This is a genomic window from Azospirillaceae bacterium, assembly GCA_028283825.1.
GTDB lineage: Bacteria > Pseudomonadota > Alphaproteobacteria > Azospirillales > Azospirillaceae > Nitrospirillum.
Genome location: JAPWJW010000001.1, coordinates 540,546 through 562,229, shown reverse-complemented (window position 1 = coordinate 562,229; position 21,684 = coordinate 540,546). Strand labels below are relative to the sequence as shown.

Here is a 21,684-nt window from a genome sequence, read left to right as displayed (position 1 = left end):
ATCCTGAGCGCCCATGTCCCTGACCCCCGCCATCCCCGACACGCATCCCACCGCGCGGCCCGTCCTCTGGCTGAAGGCCTTGATCGGTCCGGCGGGCACGCCCAAGTCCTTTCTGGACTGCCTGACCCAGGCGCGCATCGGCCGGACATGGACATCCAAGACCCTGGCGCCGGTGCTGGAAGACCTGCGTCGCGCGCGCCTGCTGGACGACAAGCTGAACTGTCCGCCCCATGTGGCCCAACAGGTGGCGGTGGCGACATTGGCGACGCCGGAGGGGCGGGCGCTGGCAGCGGCGGTCCGCGCCCGGTTGCCGGCCGAATCCAAGAATTATTGGGACCTGCGCCAGGTGGAGATCGATGTCTCCCGCAGCCTGCGGCTATCCGTGTTGCTGAACGATGAGGCCGAATTCGCGCGGGTCCTGCCCCTGTCCAAGGGACCGGTGGCTGCCCTGCCAGACCAATTCACCCGGTACTTCGCCACCGTGCCTTTGGGCGTGGACTGGCTGGCCAGCCGGACGCCCGCCTTGCAGCAGGCGTTGATGATCGTGAAGAACAGCCATTGGGTGGCGACCGGGCTGATGGCGCCCGATCATGCGGATCTGATGGCGCATTGTCGCCAGGACCCCGCCCTGCTGGCCGCCTGTTTCCCCATGCTGGCGGATTTCACCCTGCTGAGCGGCCGGCTGGCGGACCTGGAACAACTGATCGCCGCGGCGCCGGCGGATGTGCCGGCCAATGCCCCCATGGCCTTCGCCGCCGCCGCCGCCTTCCTTGCCGGCGACACCGGCAAGGCCGTGGCGCTGTTCACCCAGGCCCTGGCGCTTTACCGCAAGGCCACCCGCACCCGCAAGGGCGGCCTGCCCGGCTATATGGGCCTGCTGCACGTCTGCGCCCTGCTGGCCGCCGGCGACGCCGCCCAGTATCCGGCTATCGAAGCCTTGCTGCAAATCAAGGGTCAGGCGGCCTGGCAAGCCTCTCTGGGCCAGATCGCGGTGGAGGCCCTGTTCGACCTGGCCCGCAACAACACGGACACGGCCCAGGCCGGCCTTCGCTGGGGCCTGGGTGCGGCGGACAAGATGAACCCGCCGTCGCCGTTCAGCCTGGGGCTGTTGGCCATCGCCACGGCGGTGGTGGATCCGGCACAGATCAAGCCGCGGATGGAGGTCTGGGCGGCACAGTTCCGCCGCCTGGCGACCGCCATGCCACTGGCCGCCGACCTGCTGGCCGAGGCCTTGGACAAGGCGGTGAAGCAGAAGGCCGGCGACGCCGGCCCCTATCGCGCCCATCTGACCCGCCCCGACCGCGAAGTGCGGCAGCGCTTCACCGCGTTGCTGCCAATGAAGGAACCATGGGAACGGGCCCTGGAAAGCCTGGAGGCCATGCTGGAGCCGCCGGCCACGGCGCAGAAGGCCACCGGCGGCAAGCGCCTGGCCTGGCTGGTCGATGCCGAATCCGGCGAGATCACGCCGGTGGAACAGGTGCAACAGCGGGCGCCGACCAAAAGCCCCACCCAGGGGTGGAGCGGCGGCAAGACCGTGGCGCTGAAGCGCCTGTACCAGGGCGACGCCCGCCTGACCTATCTGGATGATCTGGACCAGCGCGTCATCAAGACCATCAAGCAGCATTACAACGGCGGCTGGGGCAGCGGCCACAGCGGCTATGACTATACCGTTCCCCCCCGCGCGGCCCTGCCGTTGCTGGTCGGCCATCCACGTGTGTTCGACCCCCACCACCCCGATCAGCCGGTGGAATTGGTGGAGGGACGGGCGGAACTGGTGCTGGCCGGTTGCGCCGACGGCTTCCGCCTGGCGCTGTCGCATCCGGCGGCGGAGCCCGATGTCGTCATCGAGGTGGAGACGCCCGGTCGCTGGCGGGTGGTGGTGATCGATGAGAAGGCGGTGGCCGCCGCCAAGGTCCTGGGCCTGCACGGCATCGTCGTGCCACCCGCCGCGCGCGACCGGCTGACCGCCCTGGCCCGGTTGCGCATGCCGGACCTGCCGGTGCGGATCGATACGTCCGACCTGGACGATGGCCTGACGGAGGAGGGCGATCCGGCACCGGTGGTGCGCCTGAGCCCGCTGGGCCAGGGGCTGAAGGTGTCGCTGGTGGTGCGCCCGCTGGGGGCCGACGGCCCGCACTTCCTGCCCGGCGCCGGCGCCAGGGGGGTGACGGGGGGTGGCCGGCGCGCGCGCCGCGACCTGGAGGAAGAGAAACGACGGGCCCAGGCCCTGGTCGATGCCTGTCCCAGCCTGGGAGGCGACGGCGGCGACAACGACGACAGCAGCCTGGACTGGGTCGAATGGGAGTTGGACAGCCTGGGCGCCTGCCTGGAACTCCTGACCGAATTGCGGACCCTGCCCCAACCGCCCACCCTGGAATGGCCGGAGGGGGAATCGCTGGCGCTGCGGGGTGAGGTGAGCGCCGGTGCCTTCAAGATGTCGATCAAGAGCGGCGAGAGCTGGTTCGCCCTGTCCGGCAGTGTCACCGTGGATGAAGGACTGGTCTTGGACCTGAAGGACGTGCTGGCGCGGCTGGAAGGCATGCACGGTCGTTTCCTGGCCCTGGACGACGGCGGTTTCATCGCCCTGGACCAGCGTTTCCGCCAGCAACTGGAACGTTTGCATCGCCTGGGCGGCACGAAGGTGCCGCGCGCGGCTGGTGCCGCCCTGCGCGACCTGGTGGAAGACGCCGGCAGCGCCGCGCTGGACGCGTCCTGGCGGAAATTCGTCCGCCAGCTGGATGAGGCGGAGGCCTGGGAACCGCGCCTGCCCAACGGCCTGACGGCGGAGTTGCGCGACTATCAGGTCCAAGGCTACGCCTGGATGTCCCGCCTGGCCCGCTGGGGGGCCGGCGCCCTGCTGGCCGACGATATGGGGCTGGGCAAGACGGTGCAGGCGATATCCGTCATGGCGGCCATGGCGGTGGACGGTCCCATCCTGGTGGTGGCGCCCACGTCGGTCTGTGGCAACTGGCAACTGGAATTGGCCCGCTTCGCGCCGGGCCTGACAGTCGTTCCCTTGGCCGAAACCGACAGCCGCGCCGACGCGCTGAAGGCCCTGGGCCCCGGCCATGTGCTGGTCACCAGCTATGGCCTGCTGGTGCGGGAGGAGGCACCGCTGGCCGCCGTGCCCTGGGCCATGGCCGTGCTGGACGAGGCGCAGGCCATCAAGAATGCCGATACGCGCCGGGCCCAGGCCGCCCGGTCGCTGAATGCGGCCTTCCGCCTGGCCATGACCGGCACGCCGGTGGAAAACGACCTGGATGAACTGTGGAGCCTGTTCCAGTTCATCAACCCCGGCCTGCTGGGCAGCCGCGATGCCTTCACCAAACGCTTCGCCACGCCCATACAGGTGGCCAAGAACCCCCATGCACGGGCGGCCCTGCGCGCGCTGGTACGGCCCTTCCTGCTGCGCCGGACCAAGACCGCCGTTCTGGCGGAGCTGCCGCCCCGCACGGAACAGACCCTGCTGATCGACCGGGGGGCGGAGGAAGGCGCCTTTTACGAGGCCCTGCGCCGCCGGGCGCTGGAAAAGCTGGAGGGAATGTCCGGCGAGCGGTCGCGCCTGCACATCCTGGCGGAGATCACGCGCCTGCGGCAGGCCTGCTGCCACCCCGACCTGGTGTCACCCGATCTGGGCCTGCCCTCGGCCAAGCTGGACGCCTTCCTGGAACTGGTGGATGAGTTGCGCGACGGCGGCCACCGCGCCCTGGTGTTCAGCCAGTTCGTCGGCCACCTGTCCCGCGTGCGCGCCGCCCTGGACGCCGCCGGCGTGCATTACCAGACCCTGGACGGCGGCACACCGGCGGTGGAGCGGCAACGCCGGGTGGCCGCCTTCCAGGCGGGGGAGGGCGACCTGTTCCTGATCAGCCTGAAAGCCGGCGGCACGGGCCTGAACCTGACGGCGGCCGACTATGTCATCCACCTGGACCCGTGGTGGAACCCGGCGGTGGAGGACCAGGCGTCCGACCGCGCCCACCGCATCGGCCAGCGCCGGCCGGTGACCATCTATCGCCTGATCGTCAAAGGCACCATCGAGGAAGGCATCCTGGCCCTGCACGGCCGCAAGCGCGACCTGGCCGACGCCCTGCTGGAGGATGCGGACACCGCCGGCCGCCTGTCCGACGCCGACCTGCTGAACCTGATCCAGGGCGGGGTGTGAGCGGCCGTGAATGGCGCCGCACCGTCATCCATGATAAGCTTGCCCGCATGAGCAAGCCCGCATCCATCTTCGATATCGTGGACGAGGACGCCAAGCGTCGCGCCATTGAGGAAGCGCGTGCATCTGTTGCGGCCGGTGACGTCGTGGACCATGACGTCGTTGTTGAATGGTTGGAGCAGTTGCTGGCTGGGAAGAAGGTACCGTCCCCAGTGCCACCACGGCGGTCTTGAAGCGGATTCGTTGGTCTGCCGATGCTGTGCGCGACGTTGAACAACACGTCGCCTACATTGCTGATTTCAACCCGCCGGCGGCTGACCGTATACTTCGGGCTCTATTGGCCGCAGCGAATAGCTTGATCACGTTCCCTAACCGCGGGCGCCCCGGTAGCGAAGCGGGGACACGGGAGTTGGTTATTCACCCTCCCTATGTGATCGTCTATGAAACGGTGAAGGACACCGTCGTCATCTTGCGCATCTGGCATGGTGCGCAGGACAGGGGCTGATCAGTCCCTACCAGTGCCGGTCCACCCAGATCCAGGCGCTGACGAACCCCAGCAGCACGGCGATCAGCGCCACGGCCAGGCCCAGGCTGCGGATGAATTGACCGAATTCGCCCTGCTTGTGCGCGCTGCGCGCCGTCAGCAGCAGGTAGGCCGCCACCATCAGGCCGATCACGGTCCAAGCCGACAGGCCGTGGTACCAGCCGGACAGCGCGTCGGTGAGGTCGTAGTACCAATCGGGCATCAGGCGGGATCCGGCCGAAAAAAGGGCGGGGCGCCCCGGTTGGAACGCCCCGCCCCCTCTTTACGGCAAACGGATCAGTCGCGGTAGGCCGGCGGCTGGTTGGGGTCCAACGTGCTGTAGCGCCGGGCCAGGTCCTGGGCGCGGCTGGTCACCGGTGCCTCCACACCGCGCACGAAGACGTGCTCGGCGACGGACAGGATTTCCAGCGGGTCGCCGGACCACACCACCAGGTCGGCGTCGCGGCCGGCCTCAATGGTGCCGGTGCGGTCGCCGACGCCGAACACCTTGGCCGGGGTGGCGGTGATGGCGGCCAGCGCCGCCCCCCACGGCATGCCGTGGGCCACCGCGTTGCCGGCGTTGTAGCGCACCTGGCGGGCATAGTGGCCGACGTAGGGGCCCTTGATCACCACGGTGGCACCGGCGGCCTGCAGGATGGCGGCGTTTTCCAGGCGGGCGTTCAGCGTCTCAAAGCTTTGCGGCAGGTTGGCCAGGGGATCGACCACCACCGGCACGCCGGACGCCGCGATCTCACCCGCCATCATCCAGCCTTCCTCCACCCCGTCGAGGATGAGTTTCAGCTTCAGGCGCTTTCCCAATTCCAGGACGCGGCGGATATCGGCCACGCGGTGCACGCCCACCAGCAGGGGCATCCGGCCCTGGACCACCGGGTACAGCGCCTCAAGATCTTCCTTGCTCTGGCGATAGGGGCGATGGGCGCCGCGTTCGAAACCGTTCTTGTTGGCGGCGTAGCTGGCCGCCTCCTCCAGGTTGGATTGCAGCAGTTGCAGGACGCTGGCGTGGCTGCCGCCCAGGTGGGACATGGCGTCCGACCCCATGTCCACCACCATCGCCACCTGGCGCCGGGTGATGCTGTCGGTGCCGCCCGACATGTCGACAACCGCCGCCTGGCCGGCGAACAGTTTCTCGCCCTTCTTGTCGCCATGGCCGGACAGCTCCGGCGTGACCAGGGCGCGGGTGACGCCGCCGACGCGGGCCACCGGGATCAGCATGGAGGCGGGGTTGATGCCCAAGGACACGTCGAAAGAGGCCGAGAGGTCGCTGGTGGCGCCAGCGAAATCATCGCTGGACGCCTCGCCCTCCACCTCGCCGGCGGCCAGGCTGGTGTCGCTGGCCACCAGGCCGGGGGTGACGATGTGGCCCTTGGCGTCCACCCGGCGGGCGTCGGCCGGGATGGCGACGCTGGCGCCCGCCGCCTGGATGCGACCGTCGCGGATGAGGATGGTGCCGGACGCGATCTCGCCCGCCGGCCCCATGGTCTCGATGCGGGCGTTGGTGATGGCCACCGTCTCGGCATGGGCGCCCGCCGCCAGCAGCACGAGGGTGGATGCTGCGGCCAGAAGGGTGAGGCGGCTCATTGCGGCTGCTCCGTGCTGGAGGTCAAGACGGGACGCCCGGGGCCGGGGCCGACGGGGCCCGGATGGGCGGGGCCGGTCTGGCCCAGCTCGAAATCCGACTTGGGCTGAACGGCCGGATCGTGGCGGTCATAGATCAGCGCGCCGTCGATGAACACCTGGTCGGCGGTGGCGTAGACGCTGAAGGGATCAGCGCTCCACAGCACGACGTCGCCCATCTTGCCGGGCTCCAGCGTGCCGGTCTTGTCCAGCACGCCGATGGCCTTGGCCGGATTGGCCGTGACCCACTTGATGGCCTCGGCCTCATCGATCTGGATACCCATACGACGGCCGGCGGCCAGCGCGATGGTGGCCTCCTGCACCAGGTGCTGGGTCAGGGTCTCATCATCGGAATGGATGACGGTGCAGACGCCGGCCTTTTGCAGCAATGCTGCGTTTTCCTCAATGCCGTCATAGGCTTCCATCTTGAAGCCCCACCATTCGCCCCAGGTCGCGACACAGATGTCCTCCTTCTTCAGGAGGTCGGCGATCTTGTAGGCCTCCGACCCATGGTGGAACATGGCGACGTGGAAGCCGAACTCGTGCGAGATGTCGATCATCTGCGCCATCTCATCGGCGCGGTAGCAATGGTTCTGCACCAGGATGCTGCCGTCCAGCACGCCGGCCAGGGTGTCCAGCTGCAGGTCGCGCTTGGGCGCGTCGGGCGCCTTGTCGCCCTTTCCGTTCTTATAATCGGCTAATTTACGGCGATAATCGTCCCATTTACGGCGATATTCCTGCGCCTCGATCCACGCCTTGCGGTAGCCGAAGACATTACCCATGCGCGTGGCGGGGGTGCGCCCCTTGCTGCCGTAGACGCGCTTGGGATTCTCGCCGCACGCCATCTTCAGCCCATAGGGCGCGCCGGGGAACTTCTTGTCCTGCACCGTGCGGCCGGGAACGTTCTTCAGGATGACCGATCGGCCGCCGAACAGGTTGGCGGAGCCCGGCAGGATCTCCAGCGTGGTGATGCCGCCCTCCAGCGCCCGGATGAAACCGGGGTCCTGCGGCCAGACGGAGTGCTCGGCCCACACCTGCGCGGTGTTGGGGTCGGTCATCTCATTGCCGTCGGAATTGGCCCAGACGGCCGGGGTGGCATAGACACCCAGATGGCTGTGCGAATCGATGATGCCTGGTGTGATGTACTTGCCGCGCGCGTCGATCACCCGGGCGCCGGACGGCAGGGGAATATCCTTGCCCACCGCCGCGACCTTGCCGTCGACCAGCACCACGGTGCCGCCGTCGATGCGGGCACCCGTGCCGGTGAAGACCGTGGCGCCCACCAGCGCCGTCGTCACCGACGGCAGCGGATGGTAGGTGCTGGGGAAGGGGTTGGTGTCGTCGGCCGGTTCCAGCCCGGCATAGACCGGCTTGGCCCTGTCGGACTTCTCAGCCGTGTCGGAGTGCGCGTTGGTGGCGCAGGCGCCGAGCAGCGCCAGTGCCGCCACCGCCAAGACCGCGCGATGGTGTCGTTTCATGGAAGTATCGTCTTCCCGTTATGCCGGGTGCCCGGGAAAGGCACCGCCCCTGTTACCCCAATGGCTTAGGCCTGCGCGCATCAAAAAATGCGGCCCGCCTTAACCTTGTGGGGAACGCTAACAGAGGATGGGGCGCGTGGCCATGCGCGGATACAGATCCGTTACAAACGGGATGCGATATCCAAGACTTCAACCTTCCAGATAGAAACCAGCCAGTTCGCCAGCGGTGGTGAACTGGCGGAAGCCGGCGCGGAAGGGATCCTTGCCGGTCTTCTGTTCCATCGCCACCAGCAGGGTGGCCAGATCCAGGCTGTCGAATGGCAGGTCGCCACCCAGGAATTTCGTTTCCGGCCCAAAATGGCCGGCCCAAGCCGCCCCCTTGTCCCCCAGGATCGTCAGGACCTGGTTGTGAATCACGGCCAGCATGGCGCCGGCATTCAATCCGATGGTGGTCATGTGTGGAACTCCGTCAGCAGGGCATTGACCTGGGTGGCCGCCTGGGCCTGGGGCATGTGGCCCACCCCGGCCAGGCGATGCAGGGGTATTCGTTCCGGTATGGAGCCGGGATCCGGCGGCGGCACGATATCGTCGGCCAGCCCCCAGATCAATTGCAGGGGCGGCAGGGCTTGGGTCCAGTCGAACCGCGGTGGTGCCGCGTCGATGTCGGCCACCAGCCGGTCCAGCAGCCGGATCAGCGGTGCCCGCGCCGCCGCATTGGCCAGGCGGGCCAGGAAGGCGCGCGCCAGGGTGTCGCGGTTGGGCGGGGCCCCGGCGAACAGCCGGTCGATCAGCGCCCGCGCCTGGTCCATCGTTTCCATGTCGCACAGCGCGCGCAGGAAACCCGCATCCACCCGGTTGCCCAGGCCGGCGCTGGCGATCAGGCTCATGCGCCGCACCCGTTGCGGATGGCGTTCAGCCAGCAGCAGGCTGATCCTGCCGCCCATGGAATGGCCGATGACGTCCACGACCGGCAGGTCCAGCGCCTCCAGCAACCGATCAACCCAGTCGGCGCCGCCCCCCAGGCCGGACGGGATGTCCAGTGTGGAGGCGCCGTGCCCCGGCAAATCCACCGCCAGCACCCGCCGGCCGCCTTTCACCAGGGCCTGGATGTTGTACTGCCAGGACAGGGCGTCACCGCCGAAGCCGTGCAGCAACACCAGGGGCGGCATGCCCCCGGGCGAGCCGCGGTCCAGCACGGCGCCGGGGCCGCCGGGAAACCGTATCAGGCGGCGGCCCGGCAGGATGCGGTTGGACGTTTCAGGCATGGATCACAAACGAAAGTCGGTCAGGCCACGTGCTCGGACACCAGCGCCAGCAGGTCGTCCACCGTCTCGGCCTTGGCCAGATCCTCGCCCGCCACCACGATGTTGAACTTCTCATCCACCAGGGCGATGTAGCTGATGACCGCCAGGCTGTCCCAGCTGTCGATGCTGTCCAGCGCCTCGGGACCCTTCAGGGTGCCGGGGTCCAGTTCCAGCATTTCGTCCAGGGCGGCCAGGAATTCGGTGCGGTTCATGGGTATCCTCTCAATCTCTCAGGGTAAAGTCTTCTGGGCCACGTCGCGGTTCAGCAGCGCCCAGTCGGGATGCTGGCGCAGCAGGGCCAGGCAGTCCGTCCAGGTGAAATCCGGCGTGACCGGCAATAACGCCTCAAGCAAGCGCCGGACCAGTTGGAAATCTTCCACCGTGTCCACGCACCAGCGCTGCGGTCCCATCTCCACCGGCGCCGGGCCGGCCGGCGGCGGCAGGGCGCCCAGGCGAAAGCGGCTGGGACGACGGTAGATGTAAGGGGTTACGTGTTCGCGCTCAAACGCGGCCGTCGCCTCCCGCCATGCGGTTTGCAAGGCCGGCATGGAAATCGCCTCGGCGTCCAGGCCGCGCGGATAATGCACGATATCGACGGCGGCATGGTCCAGCGGCGGATCCGACGCCAGGAACAGGGTCAGCAGCTGGTCGATCAGCCCGGGGTCGATCAGGGGGCAGTCGCCCGTCACCCGCACCGCCACGTCGGCGTTGTAGGCCACGGCCGCGCGGTAGAAACGGTCCAGCACGTCATGCTCGCTGCCCCGGAAGCAGGCCACCCCCAGGCGGCGGCACAGGCTGGCGATGGCATCGTCCGCCGGGCCGTCGCTGGTGGCGACCACCACCTCATCCACCAACGCCGCACGGCGCAGGCGCGCCACCTGATGCGCCAGCAGCGGCCGGCCGGCGACGGTCAGCAGGACCTTGCCCGGCAGCCGGGTGGACCCCATGCGGGCCTGGGTGATGCAGACGACGCGCGGCTTCCTGGCCCTTTCGGTCATGACAGCTGGACCATGCCCCAGTCCAGGGGCTCCCCGAACGCCAGGTCGCGCGTGGCGTGGGCGCCCAGCACCTGGTCCAGATGCTTGGGCGCCAAGCCCAGCCCGGGACGGACGGAGCGGACGTTGGCGGCGGTGAACGCCTCCCCCGCCTTCACCGGTGCCGTGATGTAGAGGGAGCGGCGGAAGGCCCGGCCGCCGGCCTCCGACGGTTTCACGGCATAGCCCACCTGGCCCAGCGCGGCATGGGCGACGCGGCAGGCATCCACCATGACCTTGAATTCCGCCGGTTCCAGCGAGAAGGAGGCATCGACCCCGCCTTCCGCCCGCGACAGGGTCAGGTGCTTTTCGATCACCACCGCCCCCAGCGCCACCGCCGCCACCGGCACGGCGATGCCATGGGTGTGGTCGGACAGGCCGGTGGGCACGCCGAAGGCCTGCGCCAGGTGCGGGATGGTGCGCAGGTCGCATTCCTCATGCGGGGTGGGGTAGCCGCTGGTGCAGTGGAGCAGAACGGGATCCGGCGCCCCCGCCGGCGCCGCCGCGCGGGCGGCCGCCACCGCGTCGTCGATCTCACCCAATGTGGCCATGCCGGTGGAGATGATCATGGGCTTGCCCGTGGCGGCGGCGTAGCGGATCAGCGGCAGATCCACGATCTCGTATGAGGCGATCTTGAACGCCGGCGCGCCCAGCCGGTGCAGCAAATCCACCGCCGTGGGATCGAAGGGCGAGCTGAAGATGTCGATGCCCACCTTGGCCGCGTGCGCGAACAGCTGGGGATGCCAGGCCCAGGGGGTGTGGGCCTCTTCATACAGTTCATGCAGGCTGCGGCCGTCCCAGGGGCCACCGTGGATCTGGAATTCCGGCCGGTCGGATTTCAGGGTGATGGTGTCAGCGGTGTAGGTCTGCAGCTTGACCGCGTCGGCCCCGGCCTCTTTCGCGGCATCGATCAGCCGGATCGCCCGCCCGACCTCCCCCTTATGGTTGCCGGACATCTCGGCGATCAGGTAGGGCACCTGTCCGGCATGGAAACTCAGGGGGGCGGGATCAGTCATCGGGTGAACCCTTGGCGGCAGGCGGCAATGCTTACAGTCTTGTAAGGCTTTTCCCTTGATAGCACCTTGAGGGGGCCGGCTGGAATGGCGCTTCAACGCATCCAGCCGCAGACTTGTCCGTCTGCTTGCTTGATCGCGGTCCCGCGACGGGATGGAATGATGCCATGATCCCCCTGTGGGATCGCGGGAGGCCAGCCCATGCCATCAACGCCACCACAAGCCGACAAGCGCGGCGCCCCCACGCCCGACAGCCCTTCCCTAGACAGTTTGATCGAGGCGGCGGTAGGGGAGATGCGCTGGGATGAGGACCGGACGCCGGCCCTGACCGCCCTGCAAGGCATGGGCACAGCGGATACCCTCACCCGCATGGCCATGCTTTGCCGGTCGCCGGAACCGGCCCGCCGCCAATTGGCCGCCACCGTACTGGGGCGGATGCACGCCCCTGGCCAGAGCCGCGACGAACGGGCCTTTCCCGAACCGGCGTGCGATGCCCTGTTGGGCTTGCTGGACGACGGAGACCCGGCCGTCGTCGCCGATGCCATCTTCGCCCTGGGCCATCTGGGCAATCACCGATGCGATCCCGACCTGGCCACCCGCCGCCGCCACGAGGATGCCCACGTCCGCTACGCCATTGCCTTCGCGCTCAGCGGGAGCACATCGCCCGTCGCGGTGGAGGCCCTGCTGGACCTTATGGGCGACACCTACGACCAAGCCCGAAACCAGGCCACCGCCGGCATCGGGCGACACCCCACCCTGGACGGCCCCGCCATCCGGGATGCCCTGCTGCGCCGGATGGGCGATGAAGACGTGTTCACCCGGGCGGAGGCGATGCACGGGCTGGCCCGGCGGCGGGACGCGCGGGTTCTGCGTCCCCTGATCACGGCGCTGACCCATGAGCGCCTGATGGCCCACCTGTTCGGCGCAGCCGCCCTCATCTACCTGGGCTTGGAAGCGGGGGCGGGCGTGGCGGGCAACGCCCTGGTTGTCCTGCTGCAAGCACGTTTGGAAACAGCCTCGTCGGGCTGAACCGTTACGCCGCCCGCGCGAAGTTGATCTGGGCTCGCATAATGCCCGCCGTTACCCTGCGTCTGACTACAAAGGATCATCCCCATGGCCGCCGCCCGGAAAATCACCGTTTTCCTGAGCCCTGAAATGGCGGATTTCGTCCGTCGTTCAGTCGATGCCGGTGAATACGTTTCCGTCAGCGAAGCCATCCGTGACGCCGTCAGCGAATGAAAGGAACGGCGCGACCTGGCGGGTTTCACCGTCAATGAACTGCGGCAACTGGTCCAGGAGGGTCTGGATAGAGGCCCCAGTGTCTTCCCCACCGTGACCGACCTGAAGGCGGAAGCCCGCCGCCAGCTGGCGGCCCAACGCTAATCCGCACAGCGTATCGGACCGTCCCCTCACCCCGCCGTGCGGGCCACGTCCAGGCCGGCCAGGTCGTGCATGCGCAGCAGGCCCAGCACCTTGTTGTCGGCGTCCACCACCGGCAGGACGTAGACCTGCGACGGGCTTTCCATCTGCGCCAGCGCCGCCATGGCGGTGGTGCCGGTGCGGCAGGTGCGGGGCTTGGGCGTCATCAGGGCGCGGGTGTCGCGATCCAGCAGGTCCTTGCCGGTGCGGGCCAGGCCGCGGCGGATGTCGCCATCGGTGATCACCCCCAGCAGCCGGTCGTAGGCATCCACCACCAGCGCGGCGCCGGCGGGATAGCGGGTCATTTCCAGCAGGGTTTCCAGGATGGGGCGGTCGGGGCCCACCAGGGCGACATGGTCCGGCGCCCGGGCCATCAAATCATCGACATAGGCGCCCAGCACCACGCCCAGGGTGCCGCCCGGATGGTTGCGGCCGAAATCCTTGGCGGTGAAGCCCTTTTCCACGCCCACCGCCACGGTCAGCGCGTCGGCGAAGGCCAGCATGGCGGTGGTGCTGGCGGTCGGCAGCTTGGTATCGGTGGCCTCAGACTCCACGTGCACCTTCAAGGTCCAGTCGGCCATGCGCGACAGGGTGGAGGGCACGCGGCCCACCATGGCCGCCACTTTCACGCCGCGCGGCTGTGCGGCCTTGGCCACGTCCACCAGTTCCTGCGTCTGGCCACTGTTGGACAGGACGATCAGCAAATCGCCCTCACGCAGCAAACCCAGCTCACCATGCAGGCTGTCGATGGCGCTGTAATAGAAGGCGCGGGCGCCGATGCTGGCCAGCTTGCTGGCGAACTGCCGCGCCACCAGGCCGGACTTGCCGATGCCGGCCACCAGCGTGTTGCCGTGTTCGCCGCAGATGTGTTCCACCACCGCCAGGAAGTCACCGTCCAGCGCCTCCACCTGGTGCAGGACGGCGTTGGCCTCAATGCGCAGCAGGTCGGATGCGGCGGCGAGGACGGCGGCGCGGTCGATGGTCATGGGGACGGTCCATATCCTGTGTAGAAGTCGCCGGGGGTACGGCGGTGCCGGAAATTTAGGCGGTGGTTTAGCGCAAAGGAACGGGCGCCGCCACGCGACAGATCACAGCGGCAGATTTGTGCGGGACGCCGGCCTTTTATACGCGCGGCGGAATCCCAAATCAGCGGCCCGAACGCCAATACCAGCAGCGCGAGGTTTTGACTCATGCCGCTGGTATCACGCCACGTCGAACGACGCCGGCGGCAGATGCGTACGCGCCCGGTCGGCCATGCGGACGTACGCCGCCTCAAGCCGGCGGCAGAAGGCGGCCGTGTCGAAGGGCCCGCCGGGCAGGGTGCGGGCGGCGGCAAGGCGGCCACGCACCCCCGCCATCCTGGCCGGATCCCGCGCCAGGGCCAGGGCCAGGGCCTCATAGGCTGGCAGGTCGGCCGTCACCAGGTCGGCCAGGCCCAATGCCGTCAGCAGGCTGGCGGCCACGCGGGCGATGAAAGGGCCACCCGTACGCGTCAGCACCGGCAGGCCGGCGTACAGCGCGTCGGCCGCCGTGGTGTGGGCGTTGACCGGGTGGGTGTCCAGGAACAGGTCGGCGCAGGCGTGGCGGGCCAGATGGTCGGCCATGCGCCCCTTGGGCAGGGCCGGCGCCACCACCAAGCGGGTGGGGTCGACACCGTTTTCCGCCAGCATCGCCTGCAATGCCGGCAGGGCGGCGCCCGGATCCAGCAGCCACAGCACCGATCCGGGCACCACCGCCAGCAGCCGCGCCCAGCAGGCGACGACATCCGGCGTCAGCTTGTAGGCGGCGTTGAAGCAGGCGAAGACGAAACCGTCCACCGGCAAGCCCCAGTCCGCGCGGCCGGTCGCGGGGCCGATGGGTCGATGGGCATCGTTGGCCTGGTAACAGCCGGCCAGGCGCACCACCGCCTCGTCCCAATAGTCTTCCCGGTCGGGCGGCAGCACCACGGCGTCGGCCAGGACGTAATCGATACCGCCCCGCCCCGTCCCCATCGTGCCGGGATATCCCAGATACTGCACCTGCACCGCCGCCGGCCGCAGCGCCGCGATGCCGGGCCGCGCGCCCTCGGTATACCCCTTGAGGTCCACCAGGATATCGATGCCGGCGGCACGGACGGCCTGGGCCGCCGCCCGGTCGTCATGCGTCGCCAAGTCGATGAAGCGGTCGGCGCCGGCCACCAGCCGGGCCCGCATGGGGCTGCCGTCGGCGGGCCCCAGCGAGAAGGCGGTAACCGTAACCTTGTGCCGGTCGTGCCCTTCAAGCACGCCGGCCATCAGGTAGGCGGTGGCGTGCTGGTGCCAATCGGCGGACAGATAGCCGATGCGCAAGGGCGCCCCCGGCGCCCCCAGGGTGGCCGGCGGCAGGATGGGGCCGGCGGCGTGCGCCACGGTGGCGGCGTGCAGGCGGGCGGCCCGCTGGTGCCATTCCTCCGGCACGTCCAGGCACAGGATGGCGAAAGGGGGGGCGCTGTCGTCGCCGGCGCCGATCAGGGCCAGCAAGTCGGGCGTCAACGCCGCCGCCTGGTCCCACTGGCACAGGCGGGCATGCTGGTGCACCAGATGGGCCAGGGCGCCGGCCCGCCGGCTGGTGCCCCGGTCCACGGCGGCGCGCAGGCAGGCCGCCGCCTCGGCATCGCGGCGCCGGCGGGCCAGCAGGGTCCCCAGGTTCAGCCAGGCGTCGGCGACATCGGGCCGCCGGTCCACCAGCGCGCGATAGGCCGCCTCCGCCGCATCCAGGTGTCCCTGGTCCTCAAGCACGGAGGCCAGGTTGAACGCCGCCCCGACATGCGCCGGATCCAGCGCCTGGACGGCGCGGAAGCTGGCCGCCGCCGTGTCCAGCCGGCCCAGCCGGTGCAGGGCCACGCCCAGGTTGGCGCGGGCATCGGCATGCGCCGGGTCCAGCGCCGCCGCCTGTTCCAGCACCGCCACGGCATCCGCCGGGCGGCCGGCGTTCAGCAGCAGGGTGCCCAGGCTGAAGGCGGTGCCGGCATGGGTGGGGTCCAGCGCCAGCGCGGCGCGGAACGCGGCGTCCGCCGCCGCCACGCGGCCCAAGGCGGCGCGCAGCCGGCCCAGATTGGCCAGGATGTCCGGATCACGCGGGCGCAGGGCGGCGGCGCGGGCCACCAGCCCCTCACCCCCCGCCGGATCGCCCCGCTGCGCCCGTAGAACGCCCGACAGGTTCAGGGCGTCGGGCTGATGGGGGGCCGCCGCCAGCACCTGGTCGTACAGCGCCGCCGCCTCATCCAGCGCGCCGGCCTGGTGACGGGCCAGGGCCTGGACCAGCAGGTCATTCAAGCCGGCGTCGGTCATGATGCCAGCCAGCCGCCCAGCCGCGTGGCCACGCGCGACAGCGCCGGCCGCCAATCGCCCATGTCCTCCTGCCGGAACTGCACCAGGCCGGGATACCAGGGGCTGTCGGCCCGGCCCTTCAGCCAGCGCCAGCAACCATCGGACCGGTTCAGCAGCCACACCGGCCGCCCCAGGGCGCCGGCCAGATGGGCGATGGAGGTATCGACGGTGATGACCAGGTCCAGCGCGGCCACCAGGGCGGCGGTGTCGGCGTAGTCGCCCAGGTCCGCCGTCCAGTCGACAAGGCCGGGCGGAACGGCCGTCCCGCCCTTTTGCAGGCTGACGAAACAGGCCGCGTCGCCGAAGCGCGCCACCAGGGGCGCCAGCAGGGCGGAGTTGAGGCTGCGGCGCGCGTCCACCGGGTTGGCGGCGGATCCGGCCCAGCACAGGCCCACCTGGCGCCGGCTGCCCGCCACCGCGTCCAGCCGCTTGCGGAATGCCGCCACCGCCGCCGGATCCGCCGAGATATAGGGCCCGGTGGGGGCCAGATCGGCCGCCGTCGCCAGGCCCAGCCGCGCCGGCAGGCTGAGCAGCGGGCAGTAGGCGTCATAGGGCGGCAGGGGATCCGCCGTGGAAACCGCCGCCGCCACGCCGGGCGCCGTCGCCATCAGGCGCACCAGTTCCGGCTGGCAGGCCAACACCACGCGGGCGCCACGCGCCGCCAGGGGGGCGATGAAACGGGCGAATTGCAGGCTGTCGCCCCGGCCCTGTTCGGTATGGACCAGCAAGGTAAGGCCAGCGGGATCATTACCGTCCCATTCCGTGCCCGGCGGCCGGGACAGGGCCAGGCCGGCACGATGGCGCCGGGCCTCGAACTGCGGCCAGCCGGCGGCGTAGTCGCCGGCCATCAGCAGCGCCACCGCCAGGTTCCAGCGCGCCTCGCCCCCACGTTCCTCCCCACCTTCCGTCACGGCCACGGCACGGCGCAGCAGGTCGATGGCGCGGGGCAACTGGCCCCGGTCGGTCAGGGCCACGCCCAGATTGATCAGGGCGACGGCATGGTCCGGCGCCAGCGCCAACGCCCGCTCCAGACTGGCGACGGCGGCGGCCATGCGGCCCCGGGCGTGCAGCACGCCGCCCAGGTTGGCCTGCGCGTCGGCATGATCCGGATCAATGGCAAGCGCCTGGCGATAGGTTTCTTCTGCCCTGTCCAGGCGGCCTTGCGCCTTCAGCGCCGCACCCAGGTTGCTGTGGTAGCTGGCGTTGCCGGGGCAAAGGGCCACCGCCCGCGCCATGGCCTGGGTGGCGCCATCCAAGTCGCCCAGCTGGACCAGGGCCAGGCCCAGCAGGTGCAGGGCGGCGTGGTTCTCGGGCTCCACCGCCAGGACGCGGTCATAGATCACCACCGCCGCATCCGGACGGCCGGCGGTGTGATGGTCATAGGCGGCAGAAAGGGCTTCGGTCACGGTGGCCATGCCGGGCAGAATGGGGTTTCCGCGTTCCGGGAACAAGACCGGGCGTTCAGGTTTGGGGGCAGCGGGGGTTATGACGGACAAGCTGTGGCGATATTGCGGGCGGCCCTGGGGCCGGAGGCCTATGGTGCCGCGATGGCGGACCGCGAAACGCGGGCGCTGTTCGCCCGCATGTGGCACTTCGTGGGTTTCAGCGACGAACTGGCCGCGCCCGACGGCTATCTGGTCCGCACCATCGCCGGCGTGCCGGTGGTGGTGCAGCGTTTCGACGACGATATCCGCGCCTTCCGCGATGTGTGTTCCCACCGCCATGCCCGGCTGCGCAGCGCCGAATGCGGCCACGGCCCCCTGCGTTGCCGCTATCATGGCTGGACGTACAACCGCGACGGCGTGCCCCTGGGCATACCCGGCAATGAGGAATGCTTCGGCCTGGACCGGGCCGACAAGGCCGCCCTGGCCCTGGCCCGGTATGAGGTGGCGGCCCGTGGCCGCTTCCTGTTCGTGCGCCTGACCGGCGGCGGACCGACGCTGGACGACTGGCTGGGGCCGCTGGGCGCCTGGCTGGACGCCGTGTCCGAGAATTTCGCCACCGCCTTTCGACCAAGCGCCGCTGGACTGGCGCGCCGACTGGAAGGTGGGCATCGAGAACGTGCTGGAGGTCTATCATGTGGACACGGTGCATCCGGAAACCTTCCGCACGGTGACGGCGGGCGTGTGGGAATGCGCCGACCACGGCCCGCACAGCACCGGCACCATCGGGCTGACGGCGGAAACCCGGCGCTGGTGGGATGGCGTGGCCAAGCGCCTGAAGCTGACGCCGCTGCGGACGCTGACCCATTACGACCACGCCCTGATCTTCCCCAACCTGGCCATCGGCCTGACCGCCGGCCTGATGGCCAGCGTACAGACGTACGAGCCGGTGTACGCCCCGGACGGCACGGTGCAGCCGGGCCGCTGCCACCTGCGTTATCGCCTGTCTTTGGCCAAGGGGGCGGAGGGGGCCAGCAATGCCGCCCGGGTGGGCGTGCAGGCCCACCTGGCCGACTTCAACCGCCGCCTGCTGGCGGAGGACCAGGCCGTGGCGGAGGCCGCCTGGGCCGGCACCGTGCAGGCCGACCGGCCCGCCCTGCTGGGCCTGAACGAAGGCCGCATCCGCGCCTTCCATGCCGCCTGGCAGGCGGGGATGGCCGGGCCGATTTAGAGCGGAACGCGATCATGCCTGATCGCATCTTGCTCTAAAGCTGTTCATGATAGAGCGGATTTACACCATCTGCTCGAGGTTTTACCTCGGGCAGCTGTAGGCCCCGACTGGGGCCGCCGGAAGTTTTCGGGGAGCCGAAGGCGGACTGAAAACTGAGGAAGCCTAGCCGACGAATGTCGGCGCCCGGCGCTTGAGGGGGCCCTTGATCGTGACCGATCAAGGGCCGCACGCATCAGAGGGCGCTCACCGGCACCGGAGCGCCGACCAGGCGGTTATACAGCGCCCCGACCTTGGCCATCTGCGTGGCGGGCCGGAAACGGGACAGATCCACCGCCGGCCCCGGCAGGCGGACATCCAGGGCGGCGGCCAGCGCATCGGCCATACCTACGGCATCCTCTGCCAGGCACATCAGGGGATAGTCCGCACCCAGGATTTCCGCCGGCCCGTCGGTGCGGGTGGCCACCACCGGCACGCCGGCATCGGCGTATTCCAGCAGGGTAAGGCCGAACGGCTCATGCCGGGACGCGACGACGCCCACGTCCAAGGCCGGCAGGAAACGCCGGACATCGGGGCGGAAACCGGCGAACAGCACGCCGTCGGCCACGCCAAGGCGCTGGACCTGATCGCGCAGCGCCGCCTCTTCCGAGCCCTGGCCGAATAGCACCAGGCGGGCCTGGGGCGACCGGGCCCGCAGGCGGGCGTAGGCGGCAACCAGGACATCGAAACCCTTGCCATGTTCCAGCCGACCCATGCCGCCGATGACCGGCGCATCCCCGGCCAAGTTCAGGGCGGCGCGGGCCTCATCCCGGGACAGGGCGCCGGACAGGGGCATCACCCAGTTGTGCACGGTCACGGCGCGATCGGCCGTGCCGGCGGGCATGACACCGGTCTGCCAATCGGCGATGCGGATGATGCCGTCGAAGCGGTCATGCAGGCCGGCGCGAAAGCCGTTGTGCAGGGTCACCACCCGGGGACAGCCGGTCCGGCAGCGCAGCACCCGGCGCGCGGCGGTGTTGAGATGGGCGTGCACGATATCGGGGCACAGCGCCAGCAGCTTCCAGAACAGTGCGGTGGTACGCAGGCGTGTCGGCAGCCAGACGACGGAAACCCGGGGATCCAGGGCCGCCGCCAGATGGCGGGCACCGGCGCCGCCATCTTCACCGGGGCCCAGGATGACCATCACCTGATGGTCGTCCGCCTGGAAAGCCGCCAATTCGGCCACATGCCGCTCCGCCCCGCCGAAACCGTGGGGGATGATGACATGGGCGATGCTGGTCACGCCATTGCCCGCCTGCCCGTTGCCGGCCAGGTAGCCCGCCAGACGCCGTGAGGCGCTGCGGGATGATGTCTCAGACAAAGCAATCGACGACATGCAAACGCACTTCCCGAGATGGGTTACGTCAAGTCACCAGAGTCCAAAAGCCCGGCAGGAAGGATTTATCCAGAGGACGCGGATCCGGGCCGCGCCGCTTATCCTTCAGACCACCATAAATACTGGCGGCATGTAAGCGGAAATTGGCAAGGACGCGGCCATTACCCAAAGGAAACGGCAACCGTCCTGTTATACGGGGCATGAACGCGAACCTGTCGCGCCCCCCTGGGAAGGAACAACGGCGCCGGTCCCGCGTGGAACCGGCGCCGGCCGATCAGTTGTCGGCCACCACATGCCAGGCGCCGTCCGGCTGCTGGCAGGCGGTGCCGTAGGCCTGTTGGGTCTCGCCGCCGATGGTGACCGTCTGCTGGAACTCGCGGCAGTATTGGCCGTCGGTGGTGTGGCCGTCGCGCAGGGTGGTGACGCTGCCGCCGGCATTGCCGGTATTCCAGACGATGGGGGCGCCCACGGGGGCGGATGTGGCCTGGATCTGCGCGTCTTCCAGCGCACGCTCCTGCTGTTCCGACATGCTGTTCAGCAGGGTCAGGGTGATGGCCGTCAGGCCCAGCCAGCGGTAGGCCTCACCATCATCGTAATACCGGCCGTAGCCGGCATAGAAGCCGCCGTAGGGGCGCAGCACCACCACGTCGCGGAAGGTGCGGCGGCGGAATTCCGGCACCACCACCGGCCCATGGCCATAGATCATGACGTCATGGTCGCGGAACCGGGCGGGGCCGGGACCGCCGGGGCCCCAGGAACCGCCATGGTGGTCATCGCCGCGACGGTCGCCGCCACGGTGATCGTCACCCCGGTGGTCGTCCCAATGGTCCTGCGCCTGGGCCAGGCCGGGAAGGGCGGCGGCGGTGAAGGTCACCGCGGCCGCCAGGGAGACGGAGCAAAGGGTGCGGAGGGAAAGGCGTCGCATACCGGAAATCCTGCGTGTCAGAAGCGAAGGGCCCAAAGCGGAAGCGGGTTGGGGCACCAGGACGATGGACCCGATAACAGCCTGGCATTGCGTCCGATTTATGGCCGCACCCGTCCTGGATCAAGCCGGGGCGGGGGGTGGGACAAACCGTCGCGGCGCAGGCCATCGTTCCATCGATGGAACGCGGAGTGCCGAACAAGCCATCTACAGCCGATTTCGTTCCAGAATTATAAAGTGGGCATCGCAACCCGCCAAACCTGCCCCGTGCCCCCAACCGGACCCGTCGCCAGGAAAGGAGATGATGATGACCACGATCTGCTTTTCCCGCGCCGGTTCGATGCTGGAACGCGCCCGCCTGAACCGCGCCCTGGTGCCGGCCCTGCTGTCGCTGTGCGGCCTGTCCTTCGACCAGGTGGTGGTGCTGCGCGCCGGGTTGGACATGGTGCTGCACAACGCCCGGCTGGCCCGCTTCCACTAAGCGCCGCCCCCGAGTCGCGCGTGCCGGACGCCGCGCCACCCGGATACCCGGTGAGATTGCGTATGCCGGCCCCCATTTCTGCCTAAAGATTCCGCTGATTGCCCCGCCGGTGTGCGGCGGTGAATCGCCCGCGGCCAAGTCTGACCAGATGGTCAGCTTTTTCTTTGCGGCACCTCCAGGTTGTCACACAGTCATCATCAAGAAATCCTATGACTGGCACCGCCACCGAACCCTGGGGGGACAGGGACGGAGGGGACGGCCATGGGATCGGGACGGGGACAATCCCGCCCGCCGATGACGGGGGAATGACGCGCCCAGGCCTGACCAACCGCACGAACAGCGAAGGGAAGGAGCCATGGCCGCTTTGACGATAGTGATGGGGAGAGG

At 69.3% G+C, this 21,684-nt stretch carries 20 protein-coding genes; 7 read left to right on the top strand and 13 right to left on the bottom strand.

Features of this window, described 5'->3' with window-relative positions; translation table 11 throughout:
- Positions 1-13 precede the first annotated feature (13 nt).
- Genes PW843_02115 through PW843_02105 form a run of 3 tightly spaced genes read left to right on the top strand, consistent with a single transcriptional unit; the run spans position 14 to position 4,661 of the window.
- Complete coding sequence (locus PW843_02115) at positions 14-4,159, top strand: DEAD/DEAH box helicase (GenBank protein ID MDE1145399.1); 4,146 nt, start codon at positions 14-16, stop codon at positions 4,157-4,159.
- A 47-nt stretch (positions 4,160-4,206) separates the two neighbouring features.
- Positions 4,207-4,389, top strand: coding sequence for a hypothetical protein (locus tag PW843_02110; protein MDE1145398.1), 183 nt, complete (start codon positions 4,207-4,209; stop codon positions 4,387-4,389).
- Complete coding sequence (locus PW843_02105) at positions 4,326-4,661, top strand: type II toxin-antitoxin system RelE/ParE family toxin (protein ID MDE1145397.1); 336 nt, start codon at positions 4,326-4,328, stop codon at positions 4,659-4,661. Before PW843_02110 ends, PW843_02105 begins: the two co-directional genes overlap by 64 nt.
- Before the next feature lie 7 nt (positions 4,662-4,668).
- Here PW843_02105 and PW843_02100 read toward each other — a convergent pair whose 3' ends face one another.
- The 8 genes from PW843_02100 to pseI all read right to left on the bottom strand — a co-directional run bounded on the left by PW843_02100 (position 4,669) and on the right by pseI (position 11,146).
- Complete coding sequence (locus PW843_02100) at positions 4,669-4,902, bottom strand: hypothetical protein (GenBank protein ID MDE1145396.1); 234 nt, start codon at positions 4,900-4,902, stop codon at positions 4,669-4,671.
- Positions 4,903-4,976: 74 nt separating this feature from the next.
- Positions 4,977-6,278: an amidohydrolase family protein gene (locus PW843_02095; GenBank protein MDE1145395.1), complete on the bottom strand. Its 1,302-nt coding sequence runs from the start codon at positions 6,276-6,278 to the stop codon at positions 4,977-4,979.
- On the bottom strand, positions 6,275-7,792 hold the full coding sequence (locus PW843_02090) for an amidohydrolase (GenBank protein MDE1145394.1): 1,518 nt from the start codon (positions 7,790-7,792) through the stop codon (positions 6,275-6,277). Before PW843_02090 ends, PW843_02095 begins: the two co-directional genes overlap by 4 nt.
- Positions 7,793-7,981: 189 nt before the next feature.
- Positions 7,982-8,248: an acyl carrier protein gene (locus PW843_02085; GenBank protein MDE1145393.1), complete on the bottom strand. Its 267-nt coding sequence runs from the start codon at positions 8,246-8,248 to the stop codon at positions 7,982-7,984.
- Positions 8,245-9,057, bottom strand: a complete 813-nt coding sequence (locus PW843_02080) for an alpha/beta fold hydrolase (GenBank protein MDE1145392.1) — start codon at positions 9,055-9,057, stop codon at positions 8,245-8,247. Before PW843_02080 ends, PW843_02085 begins: the two co-directional genes overlap by 4 nt.
- Before the next feature lie 20 nt (positions 9,058-9,077).
- A complete protein-coding gene (locus PW843_02075) occupies positions 9,078-9,308 on the bottom strand; it encodes an acyl carrier protein (protein MDE1145391.1) in 231 nt (76 codons plus the stop codon).
- A gap of 18 nt (positions 9,309-9,326) precedes the next feature.
- Entirely contained in the window at positions 9,327-10,094 is a 768-nt protein-coding gene (locus PW843_02070; GenBank protein MDE1145390.1) for a glycosyltransferase family protein, read from the bottom strand.
- Positions 10,091-11,146: a pseudaminic acid synthase gene (gene pseI, locus PW843_02065; protein ID MDE1145389.1), complete on the bottom strand. Its 1,056-nt coding sequence runs from the start codon at positions 11,144-11,146 to the stop codon at positions 10,091-10,093. The genes PW843_02070 and pseI overlap by 4 nt, the downstream gene beginning before the upstream one ends.
- A gap of 198 nt (positions 11,147-11,344) precedes the next feature.
- Between pseI and PW843_02060 the strand changes: the two genes are divergently transcribed.
- Both PW843_02060 and PW843_02055 read left to right on the top strand, forming a co-directional pair.
- Positions 11,345-12,172 carry a HEAT repeat domain-containing protein gene (locus PW843_02060; protein MDE1145388.1) on the top strand — a complete coding sequence of 276 codons (828 nt, stop codon included), beginning with the start codon at positions 11,345-11,347 and terminating at the stop codon, positions 12,170-12,172.
- Positions 12,173-12,256: 84 nt separating this feature from the next.
- Positions 12,257-12,382 carry a ribbon-helix-helix domain-containing protein gene (locus tag PW843_02055; GenBank protein ID MDE1145387.1) on the top strand — a complete coding sequence of 42 codons (126 nt, stop codon included), beginning with the start codon at positions 12,257-12,259 and terminating at the stop codon, positions 12,380-12,382.
- A gap of 170 nt (positions 12,383-12,552) precedes the next feature.
- Here PW843_02055 and PW843_02050 read toward each other — a convergent pair whose 3' ends face one another.
- From PW843_02050 to PW843_02040, 3 genes are all read right to left on the bottom strand, one after another.
- Positions 12,553-13,548, bottom strand: a complete 996-nt coding sequence (locus PW843_02050) for a KpsF/GutQ family sugar-phosphate isomerase (GenBank protein MDE1145386.1) — start codon at positions 13,546-13,548, stop codon at positions 12,553-12,555.
- Positions 13,549-13,764: 216 nt separating this feature from the next.
- Positions 13,765-15,870, bottom strand: coding sequence for a tetratricopeptide repeat protein (locus PW843_02045; GenBank protein ID MDE1145385.1), 2,106 nt, complete (start codon positions 15,868-15,870; stop codon positions 13,765-13,767).
- Complete coding sequence (locus PW843_02040; protein ID MDE1145384.1) at positions 15,867-17,315, bottom strand: tetratricopeptide repeat-containing glycosyltransferase family protein; 1,449 nt, start codon at positions 17,313-17,315, stop codon at positions 15,867-15,869. The genes PW843_02045 and PW843_02040 overlap by 4 nt, the downstream gene beginning before the upstream one ends.
- 616 nt (positions 17,316-17,931) lie before the next feature.
- On the opposite strand from PW843_02040, the gene PW843_02035 reads away from it, so the two are divergent.
- On the top strand, positions 17,932-18,522 hold the full coding sequence (locus tag PW843_02035) for an RHO alpha subunit C-terminal catalytic domain-containing protein (protein ID MDE1145383.1): 591 nt from the start codon (positions 17,932-17,934) through the stop codon (positions 18,520-18,522).
- A gap of 232 nt (positions 18,523-18,754) precedes the next feature.
- On the opposite strand, the gene PW843_02030 is transcribed toward PW843_02035, so the two are convergent.
- Together PW843_02030 and PW843_02025 are read right to left on the bottom strand one after the other, a co-directional pair.
- Positions 18,755-19,894, bottom strand: a complete 1,140-nt coding sequence (locus PW843_02030) for a glycosyltransferase (protein ID MDE1145382.1) — start codon at positions 19,892-19,894, stop codon at positions 18,755-18,757.
- A gap of 274 nt (positions 19,895-20,168) precedes the next feature.
- On the bottom strand, positions 20,169-20,819 hold the full coding sequence (locus PW843_02025; GenBank protein MDE1145381.1) for an RT0821/Lpp0805 family surface protein: 651 nt from the start codon (positions 20,817-20,819) through the stop codon (positions 20,169-20,171).
- A gap of 298 nt (positions 20,820-21,117) precedes the next feature.
- Between PW843_02025 and PW843_02020 the strand changes: the two genes are divergently transcribed.
- Positions 21,118-21,297, top strand: coding sequence for a hypothetical protein (locus PW843_02020; protein MDE1145380.1), 180 nt, complete (start codon positions 21,118-21,120; stop codon positions 21,295-21,297).
- Positions 21,298-21,684 lie beyond the last annotated feature (387 nt).